The organism is Micromonospora sp. NPDC049101 (genome assembly GCF_040648675.1).
GTDB lineage: Bacteria > Actinomycetota > Actinomycetes > Mycobacteriales > Micromonosporaceae > Micromonospora.
Window position 1 is genome coordinate 40,012 of the sequence record NZ_JBEZED010000039.1, and the last position, 19,956, is coordinate 59,967.

16 protein-coding genes are annotated in these 19,956 nt (G+C 68.0%); 12 read left to right on the plus strand and 4 right to left on the minus strand.

Going from position 1 to position 19,956, the window contains the following annotated elements:
• Window positions 1-136: 136 nt before the first annotated feature.
• From AB0B57_RS34140 to AB0B57_RS34160, 5 genes are all read left to right on the plus strand, one after another.
• On the plus strand, window positions 137-586 hold the full coding sequence (locus tag AB0B57_RS34140) for a hypothetical protein (RefSeq protein ID WP_357079609.1): 450 nt from the start codon (window positions 137-139) through the stop codon (window positions 584-586).
• The gene (locus AB0B57_RS34145; protein WP_357079611.1) at window positions 586-1,206 is read left to right on the plus strand and encodes a hypothetical protein; all 621 of its coding nucleotides are present in this window, start codon (window positions 586-588) and stop codon (window positions 1,204-1,206) included. The genes AB0B57_RS34140 and AB0B57_RS34145 overlap by 1 nt, the downstream gene beginning before the upstream one ends.
• Window positions 1,207-1,290: 84 nt before the next feature.
• Window positions 1,291-1,800 (plus strand): hypothetical protein, encoded by a 510-nt coding sequence (locus tag AB0B57_RS34150; RefSeq protein ID WP_357079614.1) that lies wholly within the window; start codon window positions 1,291-1,293, stop codon window positions 1,798-1,800.
• The gene (locus tag AB0B57_RS34155; protein WP_357079617.1) at window positions 1,800-3,104 is read left to right on the plus strand and encodes an MAB_1171c family putative transporter; all 1,305 of its coding nucleotides are present in this window, start codon (window positions 1,800-1,802) and stop codon (window positions 3,102-3,104) included. Before AB0B57_RS34150 ends, AB0B57_RS34155 begins: the two co-directional genes overlap by 1 nt.
• 102 nt (window positions 3,105-3,206) lie before the next feature.
• Entirely contained in the window at window positions 3,207-3,725 is a 519-nt protein-coding gene (locus AB0B57_RS34160; protein ID WP_357079620.1) for a hypothetical protein, read from the plus strand.
• Between the two features lie 143 nt (window positions 3,726-3,868).
• Here AB0B57_RS34160 and AB0B57_RS34165 read toward each other — a convergent pair whose 3' ends face one another.
• The 4 genes from AB0B57_RS34165 to AB0B57_RS34180 form a co-directional block, all read right to left on the minus strand.
• Entirely contained in the window at window positions 3,869-8,638 is a 4,770-nt protein-coding gene (locus tag AB0B57_RS34165) for a tetratricopeptide repeat protein (RefSeq protein ID WP_357079623.1), read from the minus strand.
• A complete protein-coding gene (locus AB0B57_RS34170) occupies window positions 8,638-9,048 on the minus strand; it encodes a CU044_2847 family protein (protein ID WP_357079625.1) in 411 nt (136 codons plus the stop codon). The genes AB0B57_RS34165 and AB0B57_RS34170 overlap by 1 nt, the downstream gene beginning before the upstream one ends.
• Window positions 9,049-9,419: 371 nt before the next feature.
• On the minus strand, window positions 9,420-10,475 hold the full coding sequence (locus AB0B57_RS34175; protein WP_357079628.1) for a C40 family peptidase: 1,056 nt from the start codon (window positions 10,473-10,475) through the stop codon (window positions 9,420-9,422).
• On the minus strand, window positions 10,472-11,056 hold the full coding sequence (locus tag AB0B57_RS34180; protein ID WP_357079631.1) for a hypothetical protein: 585 nt from the start codon (window positions 11,054-11,056) through the stop codon (window positions 10,472-10,474). Before AB0B57_RS34180 ends, AB0B57_RS34175 begins: the two co-directional genes overlap by 4 nt.
• A gap of 166 nt (window positions 11,057-11,222) precedes the next feature.
• Here AB0B57_RS34180 and AB0B57_RS34185 point away from each other — a divergent pair, with 166 nt between their 5' ends.
• The 7 genes from AB0B57_RS34185 to AB0B57_RS34215 all read left to right on the plus strand — a co-directional run bounded on the left by AB0B57_RS34185 (window position 11,223) and on the right by AB0B57_RS34215 (window position 19,720).
• Entirely contained in the window at window positions 11,223-11,519 is a 297-nt protein-coding gene (locus tag AB0B57_RS34185) for a hypothetical protein (RefSeq protein WP_357079634.1), read from the plus strand.
• 3 nt (window positions 11,520-11,522) lie between these two features.
• The gene (locus AB0B57_RS34190; RefSeq protein WP_357079637.1) at window positions 11,523-12,269 is read left to right on the plus strand and encodes a hypothetical protein; all 747 of its coding nucleotides are present in this window, start codon (window positions 11,523-11,525) and stop codon (window positions 12,267-12,269) included.
• Between the two features lie 292 nt (window positions 12,270-12,561).
• The gene (locus tag AB0B57_RS34195; protein ID WP_357079640.1) at window positions 12,562-13,740 is read left to right on the plus strand and encodes a hypothetical protein; all 1,179 of its coding nucleotides are present in this window, start codon (window positions 12,562-12,564) and stop codon (window positions 13,738-13,740) included.
• The gene (locus AB0B57_RS34200) at window positions 13,737-15,227 is read left to right on the plus strand and encodes an SCO6880 family protein (protein ID WP_357079643.1); all 1,491 of its coding nucleotides are present in this window, start codon (window positions 13,737-13,739) and stop codon (window positions 15,225-15,227) included. The genes AB0B57_RS34195 and AB0B57_RS34200 overlap by 4 nt, the downstream gene beginning before the upstream one ends.
• Window positions 15,228-15,248: 21 nt before the next feature.
• The gene (locus AB0B57_RS34205) at window positions 15,249-16,694 is read left to right on the plus strand and encodes a hypothetical protein (RefSeq protein WP_357079646.1); all 1,446 of its coding nucleotides are present in this window, start codon (window positions 15,249-15,251) and stop codon (window positions 16,692-16,694) included.
• A complete protein-coding gene (locus AB0B57_RS34210; protein WP_357079649.1) occupies window positions 16,691-18,526 on the plus strand; it encodes a TraM recognition domain-containing protein in 1,836 nt (611 codons plus the stop codon). The genes AB0B57_RS34205 and AB0B57_RS34210 overlap by 4 nt, the downstream gene beginning before the upstream one ends.
• Window positions 18,527-18,553: 27 nt before the next feature.
• Window positions 18,554-19,720: a toprim domain-containing protein gene (locus AB0B57_RS34215; protein ID WP_357079652.1), complete on the plus strand. Its 1,167-nt coding sequence runs from the start codon at window positions 18,554-18,556 to the stop codon at window positions 19,718-19,720.
• Window positions 19,721-19,956 lie beyond the last annotated feature (236 nt).

Below are 19,956 nucleotides of genomic sequence, written 5' to 3' on the forward strand. Positions count from 1 at the left end.
TGACACTGCAGCCCCGTTGGCCACACCCGCTGCCAGAGGCTCGTAATGTTACGCACACAGCGTGTAGCCGTGTCAATGCTTGATTCCAGCATGGACCGTCGTGTAAACCTTGTGTTCCAAGTCGCGAGGAGTCCCGATGGTCGAGGCCGATGAATCAGCCGGCGAGACGTTCGCCGAACGGCTCGACTGGCTATTTCTGCATGTCACGGACCCTGCCGGGAAGCCCTACAGCATTCGTTACGTCGCGAACGAATTAACGCGTCGAGGATGCAAGATCTCCCACACCCACCTGAGCAACCTCCGCCAGGGTCGATCGCCCGACCCACGGCGATCGGTCGTCGACGCCATTGCGGCCTTCTTTGGGCAGCCGCCCACCTTCTTCGCTGAGACGTCGGAAGATCAACATGAGCACAGGCTCGCCCAGGCTCTGACCGATCCGCTTATCAAGCAGGTGGCCATGCGCCTGATAGACGCTCGGCTATCGCCAGAGGGCCATGCCGCAGTTGTGGCCATGATCGAGCAGGTGCAGCGGCTGGAGGCTGCCGCCCGCAGCCGGTCGGAGAGCACCGATCGGCAGCGCCGCTGATGACCGACGTCTTCAAACAATCAAGCCACCGACCGCCGGTCACCGCCGGCTGCGTGCGGTTACAGAGCTGGTGGTGCCACGACAACCAGACCACAGCGTGGAATGAGCAGCAGATTCGCCGATGCGACGAGGTCCTGCACAGCCTCACCATGCCAGCGACCTTCAGTGTGGGTGAGTTCTGCGCGGAACTGCAGCGGGCCCGAGGCCGACGGCTGGTGGTGAAGGCTGTCCGAACATGCCAGGCCGAGGCGCGCGCCATGTGGTGTCGCGGCGCGACGACGGATCACATCCTGATTGGATCGGCTCTGCCTCGCCTCCACCGGGACTATCTCGTCCTGCACGGCATCGGCCACATGGTCTTCGCTCACGTCGGTAGTCCCGCCGTCGGCCGCGATATCAGGAGGGCGCTCCACGTAGCTGACATGGCCAGCCTGCGGCGGGATCTCAAGCGCGTCGTCTACACACATCGCGAGGAACACCAGGCCGAGCTGTTCGCCACCCGGGTGCTGCAAGTGACGAATGGCTGGGTGGCGCCGAAGCCGCCGTCAGGATCCCAGACACTGCTGCTGGCACAGCTGTCCTCCGTTCTCGAGTACCACCCGGGCAGGGCAGAGCGGTGAGGCCGTCGAGATCTCGCCACGGGACCAAACCATGCCGAAGCCTGATGAACAGGGAACTCGATGCAACGTCATACCGATAGCAGCGTGAGCCACCTGCGACAGCAGGCAGCGCAGCTCCTCGCCGCACTCAAGCTGCCTTCGACCTTCACCTTCGCTCAACTTCACGACCGGATCGAGCATCGCCGCGGACGGCAGGTTCACCTCATCCCCCGGCATCTGCCAGCCCTTGCCCCCCATGGCCTCTGGGTAGCCGGCGAATTCTCCGACTATGTCTTTTACGACGCCAATGCCGGCAAAGTGCGCCAGAGCCTCATCATCGGTCATGAATACGGGCACATGATGTTCGACGATGTCGCCATCCCGAATGATCTTGAATGTCTCGCGGCCATGCTCATGCCGTCGGTGGATCCATCCGTACCGGAGATTGCACTGGCACGTCTCGCGTATGACGAGCCGATCGAGCGCCGGGCTGAAGTCTTCGGGACGGTCGCCGTACAACGCGCCGAGTCATGGTCCACAATTCCGACCTCCGCGACAGCTGATCCACGAGTCTCCGCCAGGCTGGTGGCGACGCTGGAAGGCCGGGTCACCTGATGGTGAGCCTCGCTCGCGGCATCATGATCGCCGTGACGCTCATCTGCTGGGGCATGAGCCTCTACAAGTTGCGCGACCTGGCACGGGACCGAGGCAACCGCCCCCTTCGTGCACTGTGCCTTGCCCTGATCGCGATCACCATCTCGATGACCCTTCAGCCGCTCATGCCAAAGATCGACCAGCTGTTCGGGATCCCGGATATCACTCGACTGACGTCCAACTGCCTCTCACTGATGTGCGCCACGGCGGCGCAGGCATTCCTTCTCTACATGACCAGCGGCGACGTCAGCACCCAGCGGCGGGTACGGCGGCGGACCATCGCCCTGGCGCTCACCATCACTGTCATGATCGTGATGTTTGTCGTGACACTCTCGGACGGCAGTCGCTCAGATCCGCGCGTTCGCCCCGCCGAGTACTACGGCGAGCCGTTCCACCCTCCATTCCACATCGTGTACCTGGCCTACCTGTTCGTGTACCTGGCCTACCTGGGCTGGTCACTGACGCAGGTGGTGGTCTTGGCAAACCGTTACGCTCGCATCGCCCATCGGCCGCTGTTGCGCTTCGGCCTCCGGATGATCACGGTTGGCTCGCTCTGGGGGCTCGCATACGTGGCCGCCAAGCTCGTAGCCGTTGCCTTGGGAAACAGGTCCCCAGACTGGGCCCTGATCACGGATGCGGTGGTGGTACTGACGTTCAGCACGTCGATCCTGCTGGTCCTAATCGGGTCCACAATTCCGTCCTGGGGTCCTCTCGTGGGCCTGGACCGGCTGTGGGTGGGGGCCGCCGCGTTTCGGGACTACTACCGGCTGTATCCTTTATGGACGCGAATCCATGCCGTACTGCCTGAAATCGCGCTGCTTCCATCGCCGTCGGGCGTCCGCGGCGCACTATCGATCGCCCGGGACGCTTCCCTGCGACGAGTCAGGATCACCGTGGAGATTCTCGACGGCTATGCCACCCTGCGGCCGTGGATGTCGACGGCAGTCCTCGCGCAGGCGCAGAGCGCCGCTCAGGAAGGCGGCCTCGTCGGTGAGCAGCAGACCGCCATGGTCGAAGCCGTCGTCATCGGTGCGGCACTGGCGTCCCGGCTCGATGGCGTACCCCCTTCCAGCGAGGCCGCCGGAGCCCTCGCCCTACCGCTGGGCCCGCTCCGCGACTCAGCCGCTGGTGACTTCGATGCCGCGGACCAGGTGACGTGGCTTGCCCAGGTAGCCCGAGCGATCGCATCCCCGATGGCCGGGATGATCATCAGGCGCGTCACATCCGACGCGTTGCCTCTTACCCCGCAGTCGTCCGAGAGGTAGAACATCATCGTGCCCGCACTCGTTGACCTGCCTGCCAACAGCACTTCCCGAGTGGCACGGGTCGTCACCGAAGCATGTGCGCCAGCCGTCTTCGCGGCCCTGATGCCGCTGATCATCGCCCTGCACAGCACCGCCCCCGCCGTAATGACCGGCCTCGGCTGGGCACTGCTCGCCATACTGTTCTGCTCCGCCGTCCCGTACGCCGTCATCTGGGTCGGCGTACGACGAGGGCGACTCACCGACCACCACATCGGCGTACGCGAGCAACGCCGCATGCCCTTGGTCTACGGACTGCTGTCCGTCCTTGTTGGCCTCGCCGCGCTCGTAGTCGCCGGCGCGCCCCAGCCGCTCGTCGCCATGGTCGTGGTGATGTTCGCCGTGCTGCTCATCGTCACCGCGATCAACCAGGTGTGGAAGCTCAGTGCACACGCCGCTGTCGCCAGCGGCTCGATGTCCGTACTGATCATCGTGTTCGGGCCAGCGCTGATCCTCTCGCTGGCGATCGTCGTCCTGGTGGGCTGGTCCCGCGTGCGGCTGGCGGATCACACGATTGGCCAGGTTGCCGCAGGCGCTCTCGCGGGGATCCTCATTGCTGTGCCGACATTCCTCCTCCTCGCCTGAATCCGCGTCGACCCCAGCGGATCGCCGGCACTTGGCGCCCCGGCCACGCTCAGGCAATGGTGGGCAGACAGCCAGCGCGGGGGTCATGGCTAGATGAGTGCGCAGCCTGTGCGGCTTCTGAATCTTGCCGCCCGGGTAGGAGTTTACGTGCCGTCTTCTTGTTCTGGACTTTCTGCCTGGTCGAGTAGAGCGGTCAGCGCCTGCACCGATTGTTCGTCGAGGATGGCGGTGACTGCGTCGCAAAATCTCTGTTCGCCGATCTTCCTGCGGAGGTTACTGAGCCGAGCGATATCGAAACCGGCTTGGGGAACGCCGACTTCGAGCCGTATCGCGAGGGCCTGGCAATGGAAGGTCACTGCCCCGGTGAACTCACTCGTTTCGGTACGCAGGCTCCCGAGCTGGTGGTAGCTGGCGCCCATGCCGGCCCGGTTGCCCAGTTCCTCGTAGATGGTCAGGGCTTGCTGGTAGCGGCGTTCGGCCTCAGCGTAGTCACCCCGATCCTGAGCGAGGATCCCGAACTGGTGGTAGCTTCTGGCCACGCCCGCCCGGTTACCCAGTTCCTCGTTGATGGTCAGGGCTTGCTGGTAGCGGCGTTCGGCCTCGGCGTAGTCACCCCCATGCTGAGCGAGCATCCCGAACTGGTGATAGCTGCTGGCCACGCCGGCCCGGTTACCCAGTTCCTCGTAGATGGTCAGGGCTTGCTGGTAGCGGCGTTCGGCCTCGGCGTAGTCACCCCGAGTGTGAGCGAGGATCCCGAGCTGGTGGTAGCTGCTGGCTACGTCGGCCCGGTGGCCCAGCTCCTCACTGATGGTCAGGGATTGCTGGCAGCGGCGTTCGGCCTCAGCGTAGTCACCCCGATCCTGAGCGAGCATCCCGAGCTGGTGATAGCTGATAGCCACGCCGGCCCGGTTACCCAGTTCCTCGTCGATGGTCAGGGATTGCTGGTAGCGGCGTTCGGCCTCGGCGTAGTCACCCCGATCCTGAGCGAGGATCCCGAGCTGACCGTAGCTGCTGGCCACGCCGGCCCGGTTACCCAGCTCCTCACTGATGGTCAAGGATTGCTGGTAGCGGCGTTCGGCCTCAGCGTAGTCACCCCGATCCTGAGCGAGCATTCCGAACTGGTGATAGCTGGTAGCCACGCCGGCCCGGTTACCCAGCTCCTCACTGATGGTCAAGGATTGCTGGAAGCGGCGTTCGGCCTCAGCGTAGTCACCCCGATACTGTGCGAGCATCCCGAGCTGGTGATAGCTGATAGCCAAGCCCTCCCGGTTACCCAATTCCTCGTCGATCGTCAGGGATTGCTGGAAGCGGCGTTCGGCCTCAGCGTGATCGCCCCGATCCTGAGCGAGGATCCCGAGCTGACCGTAGCTACTGGCCACGCCGGCCCGGTTACCCAGCTCCTCACTGATGGTCAGGGATTGCTGGAAGCGGCGTTCGGCCTCGGCGTAGTCACCCCGATACTGAGCGACTACGCCGAGCTGGTGATACCAGGCCGGGCGACGGCGTGAGTTTTCTGGGAGCCAGCGAAGGGTGTCATGGATCAGGCTGATCTCCCGGTCCCACGCCCCCCACCCGTCGAGTTGGCTGCAGATGTGCTCGGTGATGGTTCCGGCGGTTTCCAGATCATCGGTGGCCAGCAGGTGGTGACGGGTCTCGTCGAGATCATGGAGGTCGTCGAACCGATCTCGCGGCCAGGTCTCGGCGCGCCACCGCCAGTAAGTTGCCGCGGCGTGGTGGGCGGCGGTGACCAGCCCGGGGCTGTGGTGCGGACCGTGGTACGTGTTCCAGTGGCGATGCAGTTCGGTGGCGGTCCAGCGGTGCATCACCACCCGGTCGTCATCGACGATGGTGATCAGACTGGTCGTGGCGAGTTGCCGGACCAGCTCCGTCATGCCCGGTGGTGCGGTGAACGGGGGCTGAGGCGGTCGGCGTGCCTGCTCCAGAAGCCGGGCGAGACGTTCGACGTCTGCCGGGGACAGCGGACTGTCGTGCCCGAGCGCCTCCGTCAGCCCGTTCAGATCGAGTCCGTATCGTGACAGCAGGTCACTGATCTGCGCGGCTGTCTCTGCCGTGCCGTCGGGCTGCTGTCCCGGTTCGGCATCCGGGTTCGCGACGCCGATCTGGAACAGCAGCCCGTTGACGTCGACTGGTTCGCGGTAGACGCTGATCCCGGCCAGCAGCCGGACCGCGCCTTCGATGGGGTCGAGGCGGGTCAGGTGCTCGGTGAGCAGGACATCGTCGGCGGCCAGCGTGACCGTGTCGGCCAGCGCTGCGTCCAAGGTGCGTTGTTGGGCCAACCACGCGGCGGTGCCGGCAGGACCGAGCCGCGTTTCGACGGCCTGGCGTAGGCGTCGGGTGATGTCGGTGAAGCGGCCCTGCCCCGCCGGCTCGCCGCCGTTGCTGGGCAGCAGCGCGTCGAGGTACTCCAAGGCCCTGGGGTGCCCACCGACTGTTTGCCAGATCCGCTGCTGCGCGTCGATGTCGGCGGCGTGCCGATCCAGGCGGGGCAGTGACCACAGCAGCTTTCGGGTCTCGGCCAGGCTCAACGGCGGCACCTGATAAGAATGCAGCCGTTCGGCGGCCGGGTCGGGTAGCCCGAACCGGTAGCGGCTGGTGATCAGCAGCCGGCTACGGCCGGGGCTGGTCAACCCGGCGGCCAGCAACCCCGCCAGCCCGGGATCCGCGACTGACCAACCGGCGTCAGTGCCGCTGTCGCGGATCAGGTTGTCCTCGAAGTTGTCCAGCACCACCAGGATCCTCGTGCCGGCCAGGACCTGATCACGCAACAGAGCGAACCGATCGGACCAGGGCAGGTCCACCCGGCCGGCCGCCTGCACCGCTACCATCGGCGGGCCGCTGAACTGTTCGCGCAGCACCAACTCCCGACGGGCCGCGTCGGCGAGCGCGGTCAACAGCCCGTCGACGGTGACCGGCCCGGTCACGGTGACCAGACGCCAGTCCGGCGACGCGTCCAGCAGGCGGCGTACCACCTCGGCGGCCAGGGTGGTCTTCCCGACCCCACCGATACCGTGCAGCAGCACCGCCGTACCGGTGCCGTCATTGAGAAGGCCGGGCAGGGTGCGCTGCGCGTGCCGCCGACCGACGAACTGCCCGACCGGTCGGGCGAGTAGGCCGCCCAGGTCCGGCACGATCTCCGCGCGAGGTTCGGCTGGTGCGGAGCCGTCAACGACGGTCACCGACGGTGCGGCAGCCAACACGCTGACCACACTCCACTCGTCCATGCCGGCGACCGCCTGGGTCAGCGGGTCAGGGCCGGCGGCCAGGTCTCGTTGCACGCGCCGACGGGCCTGTGCCACCGCCGCGAGCACATCCGGCCGCGCCGACGCTGCCAACTCGGCGTACACGGCGGCGAACAACCGTGTGGCGTACACGTCGGTGACCGAGGTCTGCGTCGCGATCACCGCGCCCGCGCCCCGCCGAGCCAGCCTGGCGGCGAACGACCCCGCACCATCCTCACCGTCGGCATCGGTGTAGCAGGCCGCGAGGGAGATAACCCGCGGCATCCGGCCTTCCGGGATCGCCTCCGCTATCAGGGCTTCCGGACCCACCGACCGCGCATGACCCTGCTCGTCCTCCAGATGCAGAATGCCCGGCGCACCATGCGCGGACAGATGCAGCACATGCGTGGTGTCCTCCTCCAGCACCGCACGAATGGCCGCCGTCGTGGCGAACGGCACGATCCGCACCACCGCCCGGCTGCGATGCGCCCCATGCACCGCGTCCAGGACACTGCCTAACTCCCGCTCGTAATCGAGCAGCGGACCACTACCGGACTCCGGCGAGGCGATCGCCACCACAATCCGCAAGGGGCCCGGAGCCGCAGTCGACCGGGAACCGGCCGCCTCCACCCTCCGATACGCCGACACCAGCTCGTGCAGCACCATCGGACGGCCGGTCACCGGCTCCGGCAACGCCTCCCACGGCAGCCACCACCAGTCCGGTGCCTGCACCCCCACCCGCACCGGCACATGCTCCCGCTGCGCCCGGCGGATCACCCGGGCCAGCGCCTGCGCCACCGTGACCGGCAGAAACGATTCCGCCAACAACTCGCCGGCGCGCCGCAACGACACCACACCGGCGACCTGGCCTTCGGCCGCAAGGTCACGCGTCACCGCACGCGGGCGAGCGCGCTCCCGACGTACGTCCTGCAACGCATTGGCCAGTCCGGAAGACACACCACGATGCGCCGCCGTCACATCCTGTCCACACCCCGACAGGCGCACCTGCGACTGCGACACCGTCAGCACCAGGTCTAGCAGCCCATTCGCCGACACCGTCTCCTCGACGACGACCGACGCCACCCCGTCCAGCAGCGCGGACAGGTCTTCGACCCGGGACACCCACACCGCACCGGCCAACCAGCCGTCCTGCGAGTTGTAGCGGCCGGAAACCACGCCAACCACCGCCCGGTCGGACACCCGCAGCACCGGCGCACCGCTCATCCCCGGCATGACCGCGTCCGCCTGCAGACGTGACCACAACACGCCGTCTCGCAGCGCCGGCCCGCGCCAGTGGCCACCTGCGGCCAGCAGCTCGTACCCGTGCCTGTCGTCCTCGACCGTCGGGTAGCCGGCCGTCGTCACCGGCTCGTTGTCCCGCACCCTGTCGGAGGCGACCACCTGCGACACAGATCCCGAAAGCGGCTGCTCGGCGCGCAGGATCGTCAGGTCGTGCACCTCGTCGACGCGTTGCACCGTCGCGTCCCACCCCGCACGGCCGCCGACGGGCCCGACCCGCACCACGCATCCCACCGCCGCCGCACCGATCTCCGCGAGAACGTGGTGGGCGGTGACCAGCACACCCGGCTCGACCTGGAAACACGTGCCGACAGGTGCCGCATCGTCAGCAGCGACCCAGCCGAGAAAGTCGTACCCGGCCACCCGCACGGTCATTACGCGCCGTCCTGCGCTTCCTCGGCGTCGGTGTCGGCGGCGTCCGGGTCAGCTTCGCCCGGCCCTCGAAGCGCACGGTCACCAGCCGCACCATAAATGATCTTCACCTTCAGTGACGCCTCGCCCGAGGCACCCGCAACGATCACGTCACCTTTGGCCGACACCTTCAGCCCGAACTCAACCTCCACCGATTCCGGACTACCGACGCGGCGCGTGACCCGGCCGACCATCCGCGCCGTCGACACCGCGATCTCCTCCACCGCCGACTGCGCCCGCTCGAACGCACCCGCCGCATAATCCACGACCCGATCGACGCGTTCACCTACCGACGTTTGCTGGGAACCACCCACAGGCACGACCTCGACGAGCACCTCGACCGCGCCCACCCGCACCGCAACCGTCTGCGCCACCCAGACTCCTTGGTTATAAACACGGCAGAAACCACGCGACCAGCAATCGAAAACACCGGGTTAAGATCAACAAGGCTCGGCATAGGTCAAAATAGGGCACAAACGAAGCGCCACTTACCAGCACCACAACACCAAACACCGAACGCCCCGAACGAACGAACGAATGTAAAGCATCCGACAATCAATCTCGGTCCACACAAGATTGCCACATGGCAATCGCTACAACTTGGACGGATCAAGCCTAAAGGATGCCATCGCACTTCATCAGTACTCGTGGATTTACTGCAGCCGAGTGCGCTGCTGGAAACGCCCGGCCTGTGTCCTTCGGTGCCGCAGATCATCCGACCGAGTACAGCAGCTGTCGGCCTCCGTCACGGCGTCGGCCTGCGGAGTGCGGCAACCTGCCTGCTCCAGCTGCTGACCGCGACGACCTTTACGACGTCACCAGTCTTGGGCGCCTGTACGAGGTACTGCCGTCCGCTCCGATCAACACCGATGTACATCCCGACGTGGCCGGGCCGGGCCATCGTGCCGTCCGAACCGGGGATGAAGATCAGGTCCCCAGGTCGCATCGCTGCCAGGGATGGAACGGCGGCGCCGGTACTGACCTGGTCGGCGGTGACCCGAGGGATCCGCACGCCGCCTTTGGCCCAGGCGGCCATCATCAGGCCGGAGCAGTCGTAGCTGTCCGGTCCTTCGGCCCCCCAGACGTAGGGCTTGCCGAGCTGGGCCAGGGCGAAGGCGACGACTGCTCGCAGCTTCGGGTCAGACGGCAGAACGAAGCCGTCGGGCAGTCCAGCGTCGTCCAGTGATGGCAGCCCGTCCCCGCCGTCGCTGGTGCAGACAATGTTCATGCCGTCGCTGATCAGAGCGACCAACTGCTGCGCCTCGGGCTGCCACCTCGCGTACGCGTCGGGGAACGCCGACCGCTGTACGGCCTGCGCAGCCTGGGTGAGCGGCATGGCAGGCCAGCCATCGATCTTGACGAGGCGCTCGTAGAACTTCCGGGCGGCGTAGCGGGGGTCGAGGATCTGCTCGGGGGTGCCCCAGCCCTGGCTGGGTCGCTGCTGGAACAGTCCGAGCGAGTCATGATCATTGTCGGCGCCGAGGTGGCCGAGGTTGCGCAGGGTGGATTCCTGCATGGCTGTGGCCACGGCGATTTCCCAGCCGTAGCGCGGCACGTGCAGCTCGGCCCCAACGGAGACGATGATGGCCGCGTTGCTGACCTGCTCGGAGTTCCAGGAGCCCTGACCGGACCACTCCGGCTGCGCAGCTGAAGCACCAGGCGAAACGCTCGGTGGGTTGATGGTGCAGCCCGTCGCCGGGCTCACTCCAAACATTGCGAGGGCAACGAACACGACCAGCGCAAGCGGTGCCAGGACCACAACAGCGAGCCCTCCCGCGAGGGATGTCCACGGTTTGCTCATCGCAGACCTGCCTGGCGGATCTCGTATCCGGAGACCCGCCAGCCGGATCCGTCCGAGCCGCCGCGGCGCAGGGTGCAGTCCACCAGGCTGTGCTCGGTCCACCCCCGCCAGCCGTCCTCACCAAGGGGTGTTGCGGTCACCCGAACCGTGCGCCGCGCGGAGACCGCCGTATCTGCTGGTAGCAATGCGTCGACGAAGGGTTCCACAGCGGCGTCGACGTACGCCCGATGTTCGACCCAGGTCGCCCAGCGGCCGTCCTGTCTCGCGGCGGAGCTCTGTCCCGCAAGCGTGCCCCTGGCGTAGCGGATGGCGCGGCTGTAGGCGTCGCCCGGTCCGGTATCCCGCCGTGTGTCGGCGCTATAGAGAGCCGCGGTGAACCGGATGCACACCTCGCCGGGGTCGACGTACGCGAAGCCGACCTGCGAAGGCGGCGGCACCGGGGCAGCGACGTCAGCGGGATCGGGAGCGGACGGGGCGCTGGTAGTGCTCGGCGCGGTCGCCGCCGGCTGCCCGGCGGCGGAACAGCCGGTAGCGGACAGCATCAGGACGACTGCCACTGCTGCATAAGTTCGCGCGTTCATGGCCAAGACGCTGACGAGGCGCGAAGGCCGTTACCGCTGCCAGTCGCGGCTGGTAGCGGCGGTAACGGTGGCAGCAATCCCAGCGTCAAGTCTGCCGTCAGCCCTACCCGGCGAAGGTCCAGGGCAGATGCCCAACCGAGGGCATCGTGACCTTCGGGAGACTGCTGTGTTTGCTCACTACCTCGCTGGGGCTGCGCTCGACGCCCTGGCAGTCCCTACTCCCCCGCCCGCCGCCCCACCCGGCCTCGATGCCACCGGGAATCTGTTCATCGGCTGGATGAAGTGGCTCCTCATCGTCGCTGGCGTCGGCGGCCTACTTGTCTGCGGGATCATGATGGCCGTCGGTCGCCGGAACCGGTCGGCGTTCGCGGCCGACGGCGCGGCTGGCATCCCGTGGGTGCTGGCCGGGCTCACGTGCGGCGCGGTTGCGGCCGTGGTCGTCGGCGCAGTTCTGCCGGGCTGAGTCATGACCTACGACGTCATCTCTCGCGCCCGCCGCACCACGCGTCGCCGGGTTACCGCCCTCAGTCTGGCCGCTGCCGCGGTGCTCGGCGCTGCGGCCGTGGCGATGGTGTTCGCTGCGGACTCGGATCGTCCTGCTTCCTCAACCTTGGGACCGGTGCCGGTCCGCCCCGAGACGACCGCCAACGGGCAGGCAGTCCTGCCTCGTGACCTGGGCTGGGACGACGTCGCGGGAGTCTCGGTGCCTGTGTCGCAACAGTCCGGTCCTCGCGTCTCCGACGAGGGCCAGGCTCGGGGATTTGCACACGATCCTGGTGGTGCCGTGCTGGCCGCCGTGCACATTGTCGTGCGCGTGAACCCGCAGGTCGGTCCGGTTGTTTTCGAGCCCACGCTGCGTACTCAGATCGTCGGAGCCGACGCGGCCGCGATGCGGGTCCAGGTCAGGCAGGCGTACGACGAGCTGCGCGGCCAGACGGGCGTGGCGGATGGGCAGCCCGTCGGACGCCTGAACGCGACCCTGCTCGGCTACCGGATCGTCAACTACACCGAAGACGAGGTCGTCCTTCGCTTGCTGACCGAAGCTCCGAACCGCTCGGGTACGTCGCTGATGGTCAGCACCGAGGTACGCGTGCGCTGGACGGGTTCGGACTGGGCGCTGCTGGCTCCGGCCGGCGGGACGTTCGACCAGGCCGTAACCGTCGTCTTGGATCCCTACACCGCCATGTTCCTTCCCTTCAGCGCGGGCAGGTGAGCTCATGCCTTTCTGCAACCCCTTCATGCCCACGACCTGCACCGGCGTCATCGTCGGTGGTATCAACACTGGCGTCGAGGCCCGTGACTCGATGGTCACCGCGCTTCTCAACGGGCTAGCCAGCGAGGTTGAAGACGCGATTCAGTGGGTCGCCACCCTGCTGACCAGCTGGACGCTCATCCCGTCGAACAACCTGTGTCCGACCAGCGGCTCCGACCCGGGGCAGTGGGCCACCGACTGGGTGGCCCAGTGCAACGGGGCCGCCGGTCCAGCGCAGCAGCTGCGCGGGTTCATGCTGCCGATCACGATCCTGGTTCTGGTGGCTGGGTTGATTTGGCAGGGCATCACCATCGTCATCAGCCGCAGAGGCGCCCCGCTTCTGCAGGCTGTCCGGGGGGTCTGGAACACCGCTCTCTGGGGCAGCGTCGGCATCGCCGGCACCCACCTGGTCCTCAAAGCTGGTGACAGCTACTCGATGTGGCTGCTGAACGAGGCGATCTTTAAGGAGTCCAACGAGCCGCCCAACGTGGCCATGAGTGCAGCGCTCGGGGCGCTGCTGCTGCCCGGTGCTGAGGTGGCCCCGTTTGTGATGATTCTCGTCGGCGTTGTCGTCATCCTCGCCGCTGTGGTGCAGACCATCCTGATGGTCTTCCGCGAAGGCGCCGTGGTCATCCTGCCCGGACTGCTCGAGCTCGCGGCGTCCGGCTCCATCACCCGAGGCACCAGTCACTGGCTACACAAAACTCTCGGCTGGTCGCTCGCGCTCGCGCTCTACAAGCCGGCGGCGGTGTCGGTGTACGCCACCTCGTTCGTGATGATGCGCGGCAACGGGCGGGACTGGCTGATGGGCCTGGGCATGCTGGCCCTGTCGGTAATCGCCCTGCCCGCGCTGATGAAGTTCTTCACGGTCTTCACCGGCAGCGTCGCCTCCGGGGGCGGAGGCCTCGGCATGGTCGGCGCCGGCGCGGCTGCGGGCCTGCACGCCGCCTCCTCGATACGCGGAGCGGCCGGCGGTCACAGCGCCGGCGACCACGCACGCTACATGGAGTCGAGGGGTCCCGGTAACGGCGGCGGTAACGGTCCCACCGGGGCCATGCCGACTCCATCCACGCCCTCGCCCACCGGTGGATCCGGTGGGGGCACTGCTGGTAACGCGCCGACGGTGATCAGCGGCAGTGCCACCGCCGGCGGCATGCCGGGTCCGGTAACACCCACGGCCACCGTGCCCGCCGGCACCGGCGCTACCGCGTCCGCCGGCGGAAGCGCTGCGGCCTCGGGTGGCGCAGCGGCTGGGGGTGGCGCAGCGGCTGGGGGCGGCACGGCAGCAGCCGGAGCGGCGGGAGCCGCGACCGGGCCGGCGGCACCGGTTGTCATCGGCACCGTCCTGGCCGCGCAGGCAGGGGCCGCGGCAGCGAAGGCGGGCGCGAACACGGCCACCTCCGCGATGCGGGACGGAGGTGCGCCGTCGTGAGTAGCGAACAGGCGCGGATCCGTACCTACGGGGGCTGGCGGCGGGCCCGGGGCATGGGCCTGTTCGGCCTCGGACCAACGCAAACCTTCGTCGTCCTCGTGGCGATCACCGCGCTGATCATCTCCGGATCGATGGGACTGCGGGCGTTGGCCGTTACCGCCGGTCCCTGTGTGCTGCTCGTGGTGCTACTGGTCCTGCGCTGGGACGGGGTGCCGCTGTCAGCCGGAATCGCACAGCGAGTGCGATGGCTGATCGGCACCAGCCGCAGCTACACCTCGTACCGCTCCGGGGTGATGGTGGCCGGCGAACATGCCTGGCAACTGCCGGGTGTACTCGCACCGACAACCCTGCTGACCGTCGAGGACGAGGGCAGCGGCCGGTACGGGGTGGTCTACAACCGCCGGTTGGGCACCATGACGGTGACACTGCGCTGCGCGGCCACGTCGACCTGGCTGGCCGATCCCGACGCGAGCGCGGCGTGGGTGGCCAACTGGGGCGGCTGGTTGGCGAACCTGGGTTACCTGCCGATCGTCGACCATGTCACCGTCACCGTGGACACCGCCCCGGATCCGGGTTCCCGATTGGCCGACCACGTCAGCCGACGGATCGTCCCCCACGGACCGGCTTCCGCCCGCCGGGTGCTGCAACGGCTGGTGGAAGTGTCCCCGGCAGCCGCCGCCGACGTGGAGACCCGGGTGTCGGTGACTTTCAAGCCCGGTGCTTCCCCCAGCAAACCCCAGGGCGTCGACGAGGCCCTGGAGGAGATCAGCCGAACCTTGCCGGGTCTGCAGGACTCGTTGGGAAGCTGCGGACTGACCGTCCTCGGCCGAGCCAGCGCGGAGACCATCTCGGCCATCGTGCGGACGGCGTTCGACCCGGCCAGCCGAGGTGACATGGTCCGGCTGGTAACGACTCCCGGGCTGGATCTGAGCCGGTGGTTGGACTGGGACACCGCCGGGCCCGTGATGGCCGAGGAGCACCTCGACCGGTACGTGCATGACTCCGGCACCTCGGTCTCATGGGCGTGGCACGAGGCACCACGTCAGCACGTGCACGCCGACGTCCTCGCCCGGCTGCTGGCGCCCGGCCCGTACCCGAAGCGGGTTTCGCTGCTGTACCGACCTTTCCCCGCTGGGGAGGCCGCTCGCATCGTGGAGAGCGAGGTCAACGCCGCAGCGTTCCGGGCGGCGTACAACCGGGCGCAGAAACGCGACGAGTCCGCTCGCGACCACGCCGACCGGGAAAGGGCCCTACAGACCGCGCGGGAAGAAGCGACCGGGTCCGGGGTGGGCCTGATGTCGCTGTTCATCACGACCACCGTCGTCCGCGCCGACGACCTGGGCCGGGCCATCGCCGACGTCGAATCCCGCGCCGACGTCGCCAAGATCCGGCTGCGGCAGCTACGCGCCAGCCAAGCCGCCGGCTTCGCCACCACCCTGCCCTGCGGCATATGCCCGCCGCAGCTGGCCCGCCACTGGCCCCGCTGACCAAACGACCAGGAGAGATTCATGAAGAGCACCGCCGCCGCAGACGCGGTCGCGCCGGCGCCAGCATGGGGTGTACGGACACCCGGCGCCGGCCGAGCCAGCCACGTTTCCCGCGGGATGGAGTACCAGGGAACGACGATCCAGCTCTGCGGGCTGTTCCCCTTCGTCGCCGGATCCGGGGCACCCACGATCGGCGTACCGATCGGGCGGCACATGCTGTGGGGTGAGGTCGTCTGCCTCGACCCTCTCGAATGGCTGCGCGAAGGCCTCATCACCAACCCCGGCGTGTTCGTCCTCGGCCAACCCGGTGTCGGCAAATCCACGGTGGTCAAGCGACTCATCACCGGCATGACCGGGTTCGGCACCAGCGCCCTGATCCTCGGCGACACCAAGCCCGACTACACCCGACTCGTCGAGCACCTGGGCGGGCAGGTCATCCGCGTCGGCCGCGGCCTCGACCGGCTCAACCCATTGGACTCCGGCCCGCTGGGCAGCGCGCTCGCGCGCATGGGCAGCGCCGACGCCCGGCAACTGCGGCTCGAGATCCGGGGCCGGCGCATGGCTCTGCTGCTGGCGCTGTGCGCCCTGGTGCGAGGACAGGCGCTTAACAACACCGAGGAGATCATCCTCGGGCGGGCGATCGACGTACTCGCCGAGCGCCTTGACCGGGACCCCACCGTGCCGGACGTGCTGAGCCTGGTCGAAGCCGGCGCCGACGAGTTGCTGACCGCGGCCCGGGCGCGGACCGACGGCGAGTACCGCCGCCGCGTCGACCAGCTCGTACCTACCCTGGCGCTGCTGTGCGAGGGCAGCCTGCGCGGGGTGTTCGACGGCCCGACGACCAAGCCCCTGGATCTGGACGCCCCGGCTGTCAGCGTCGACATCTCCCAGGTCGCCGCCGCCGGGGACCAACTGGTAGCCGCCGCGATGCTCTGCACCTGGGCATACGGCTTCGGCATGGTCGACGCCGCATCCGTGCTGGCGGACCAGGGCCTCGCACCGCGCCGGCAGTACCTCGGCGTGATGGACGAGCTGTGGCGAGCCCTGCGTGGTGCATCCGGCCTCGTCGAGCACGCCGACGCGCTCACCCGACTCAACCGGCAACGCGGAATGGCCAGCGTGATGGTCACCCACTCTCTCGCCGACCTCGACGCTCTGCCGACTCCGGAGGACCGGGCAAAGGCGCAGGGCTTCATCGAACGGTCCGCGATCAAAATCCTGGCCGGGCTGCCGCCTCGTGAGCTGAACCGGGTCAACGAGGTGATCAAGCTGTCCGGGCCCGAACGCGAGCTGGTGGCATCCTGGGCCGCACCGGAGGCCTGGTTCGCCGGCTCCGTGCATCCCGGCCGAGGCAAATATCTGATCAAGACTGGTGAACGCAACGGACTGCCGGTGTCGCTGACTCTGGTCGGCGACGAGTGGGAGCTCTACGACACCGACGCCGCGATCCGACAGGCGCAGCCATGAACACCCGGCCCGTCGAGCCGCGCGGCAGTGCCGGAGGCCCCCTCACCCCGTTCCTGATGCTGGGGCTGGCGTGGGCGGTCATCGCCCTGATGTGGCTGTCCTGGCTGGCTGGACGTATGGCCGCCGCCGTGACCGGGCAGCCAGCTACCGGTCCCGGCTTCGGAGCGGCGTACCTGGAACACCTGCTGCGTACCGAATGGTCGGTGTTGTGGCCCGGGGTGTCCCCCACCGTTGTCGGTCTGGTCTACGCGGTGCTGCTGCTGGTGCTGGTTGGTCTGGTCACTCTCGCGGCGGTGTGGTGGCAGGGGCGCAGGCCCGACGCCGAAGACCCATTGCCGTCGCTGGCTGGCCCGGCCGAGGTGCGCGCGATGACGCTGCCCCCAGTGGCCGCCAAGGCTCGGCGCCTACGGCACGGCCTGGCGGATGCGACGGTGAAGGAGATCTCCGCCGAGTCCGCTGGGATCGTGCTCGGCGCGCATCGGCGGCGGCGCGGCTCAGGTCCTCGGCTCTACTCCTCATGGGAGGACGTCATCCTTGCAGTGATGGCGCCCCGCGCCGGAAAGACCACTGCCCTGGCCGTGCAGTCCATCCTCGGCGCGCCGGGGGCGGCCCTCGCCACCAGCAACAAGCCCGACCTGTGGGCCACGACGGCAACCGCTCGCTCCGAGCATGGCAGCGTGTGGGCTTTCGACCCGCAGTCCATTGCTCACGTGCCGCAGGGCTGGTGGTGGAACCCGCTCGCCACCGTGGAGGCCGTCGAGGACGCCCACCGGCTGGCTAACCACTTCGTCCAACAGGTCCGCAACTCGCAGGGCAGCGACGACTTCTGGATCCAGGGTGCGCTGGACCTGCTCACGTCGCTGATCCTGGCTGCCGCGCTGGAGGGCCGGACGCTGACATCGGTGCAGGCGTGGTTGTCGGACTCCACCTCGCGGGAGCCCGCGACGATCCTCAAGAGTCACGGGTTCGGTGCCTCCGCCCGAGCCATGTCCGGCCGGCAGGCCGGCGCACCGGAGACCCGCGAAGGGCTCTACGAAACCGCCCGGACCGCGGCGGCGTGCCTGGCCAACCCCACCATCATGGCCTGGGTCACCCCACCGGACCTGCCCCTTCCAGCGCTGGATGTCGAAGCATTCGTCGAGAGCACCGACACGCTGTACCTGCTGTCCAAGGACGGCGCCGGAGCGGCCGCACCGCTCGTCGCTGGTCTGACCGACCAGGTGCTGCGCGCCGCAGTGGCCCTGGCCGAGGCGCAGGGTGGCCGGCTCGATCCGCCGCTGGTCGCCTGCCTGGACGAGGCCGCGAACATCTGCAAGATCGCGGACCTGCCCGAGCTGTACAGCCACTTCGGCAGCCGAGGCATCATCCCGTTGACCATCCTGCAGTCGTATCGGCAAGGGACCAGGGTATGGGGTGAGCAGGGCATGGACGCACTATGGTCGGCCGCCACCGTCAAGCTGGTCGGCGCGGGCATCGACGACGCGCGGTTCGCCGAGGACCTGTCCCGGCTCGTTGGCGAGCACGACGTCACCGTCGCCTCCCGCACCCGCGACGGGAAGGGCCACACCTCGTACCAGACGTCGGTGCGTCGGCAGCGGATCCTCGACCCGGCGCGAATTCGGGCACTGCCAAAGGGCTCGGCATTGCTGTTCGCCACCGGCGTGAAGGTAGCCATGCTCAACCTGCTGCCCTGGTACGACGAGCCGAGCGCCGACCGACTGACTGCGGCCGTCGTCGCATCCACCGCCGAGATGACCCGTCAGGCGCAACGCACCCGCGCCGCCCGACGCGACCGGATGGCGCAGCGCTCCTGGCGGGGACGGGCCAGCTGAAGCTAGCTTGGATATCGGAGGTAGGCCATGGGCGCACCTCGGCTCAACCAACCGACATCCGCGGTGCCCGGCACCGGGCTCTTGACCTGGCGGCTACTGGCGGCCGTCGAGGCCGCGGTGACGTACTACCGGGCTCAGCTCGAGTACGCCCACGGCCCTCGCGCATATCTCGTCGAACGCGGTCTTGGTGTCCTCGTACAGCGGGAGTGGCCGTGGCGGATCGGGTACGCCCCACCTGGATGGAATTCGCTGACGCGCCACCTGCGCGCTGCCGGCTTCACCGCAGACGAATTGGTCGCCGCGGGCTTGTCGACCCGCACCCGAGGAAAGCCAGACCGACTCATCGATGTGTTCCGGGACCGGATCGTGTTCCCGGTGCGCGACCCGGTCGGGCACGCTGTGGCGTTCCTCGGCCGCGCCGGCCCTGGTGCCGCGAATGGTGTGCCCAAGTACATCAACAGCCCTGGGACTGCGATCTACGACAAGGGACAGCTGCTGTTCGGGGTTGCGGAGCAGCGGGATCGCCTCAACGAACAGTGGATGCCGGTCCTGGTCGAAGGGCCAGCTGACGTCCTCGCGGTGTGGCTGTCCTACTCGCGGTCGCGCCGATCAGGAGCAGTGGCTCTCGCGCCGTGCGGCACCATGCTGACCGGTGCCCAGGCCGCGATCCTGCGGGAGCTGCCAGGTGCCAAGCGGGGCATCGTGGCGGCATTCGATGCGGATCCAGCCGGTCGTGGCGCAGTGGACCGGGCCTGGCAACTGCTCCGGCAGCCGCGCCCGCCCGGTCCGCTGCTGGCGGCAGAGTTCACGACGGGCGCTGACCCGGCCGACCTGCTGCGTTGGCCGAATGGCCGGGCTCATTTGCGGGCCTTCCTGCAGCAGCGGGCGCGATCAATGCTCGACACGGTGCTCGACCACCGCCTCGCCCGGCTCGTAGAGCGGCATCCCCGGTTGTTGGAGGACATCGACGGCAAGTGCGCCGCCGTTCGTGTCCTGGTGCCGCTGCTGTTTGAGGCGACAAGCCGGGACGAGGCCGCCCGAATCGCCCGACGCATCGTCGCACACACCGGGGTTGTGGTCGACACCGTTGCGATCCTCGCGATCGCGCACGTTGACGATGCGCTACATGACCTCCGCCTGTCTATTGAGGCTGCGACTACGCCAGATACAGCTCCAGCAGTAGGTGAACGCTGATTTGCCAGCTGGTCTGATGGCTCCCCTCAGGATGGCCCCAGTCCAACGCAGTTCGTTAGCTCTGAGTGGCGGATGGCGGTGTCGTACTGGAGATGGCAGTCTGACTCGACGTGCCGGCATTGCTCTAGATCGACTTCTGTAGCTAGTGGAGTTCTCCTTGGAAGCGTGGTTCGATCGGATGGCCGCGATCCCGGGTATCCGCTTCGGCGGTAGTCCTGGCATCGACCGGACCGTCT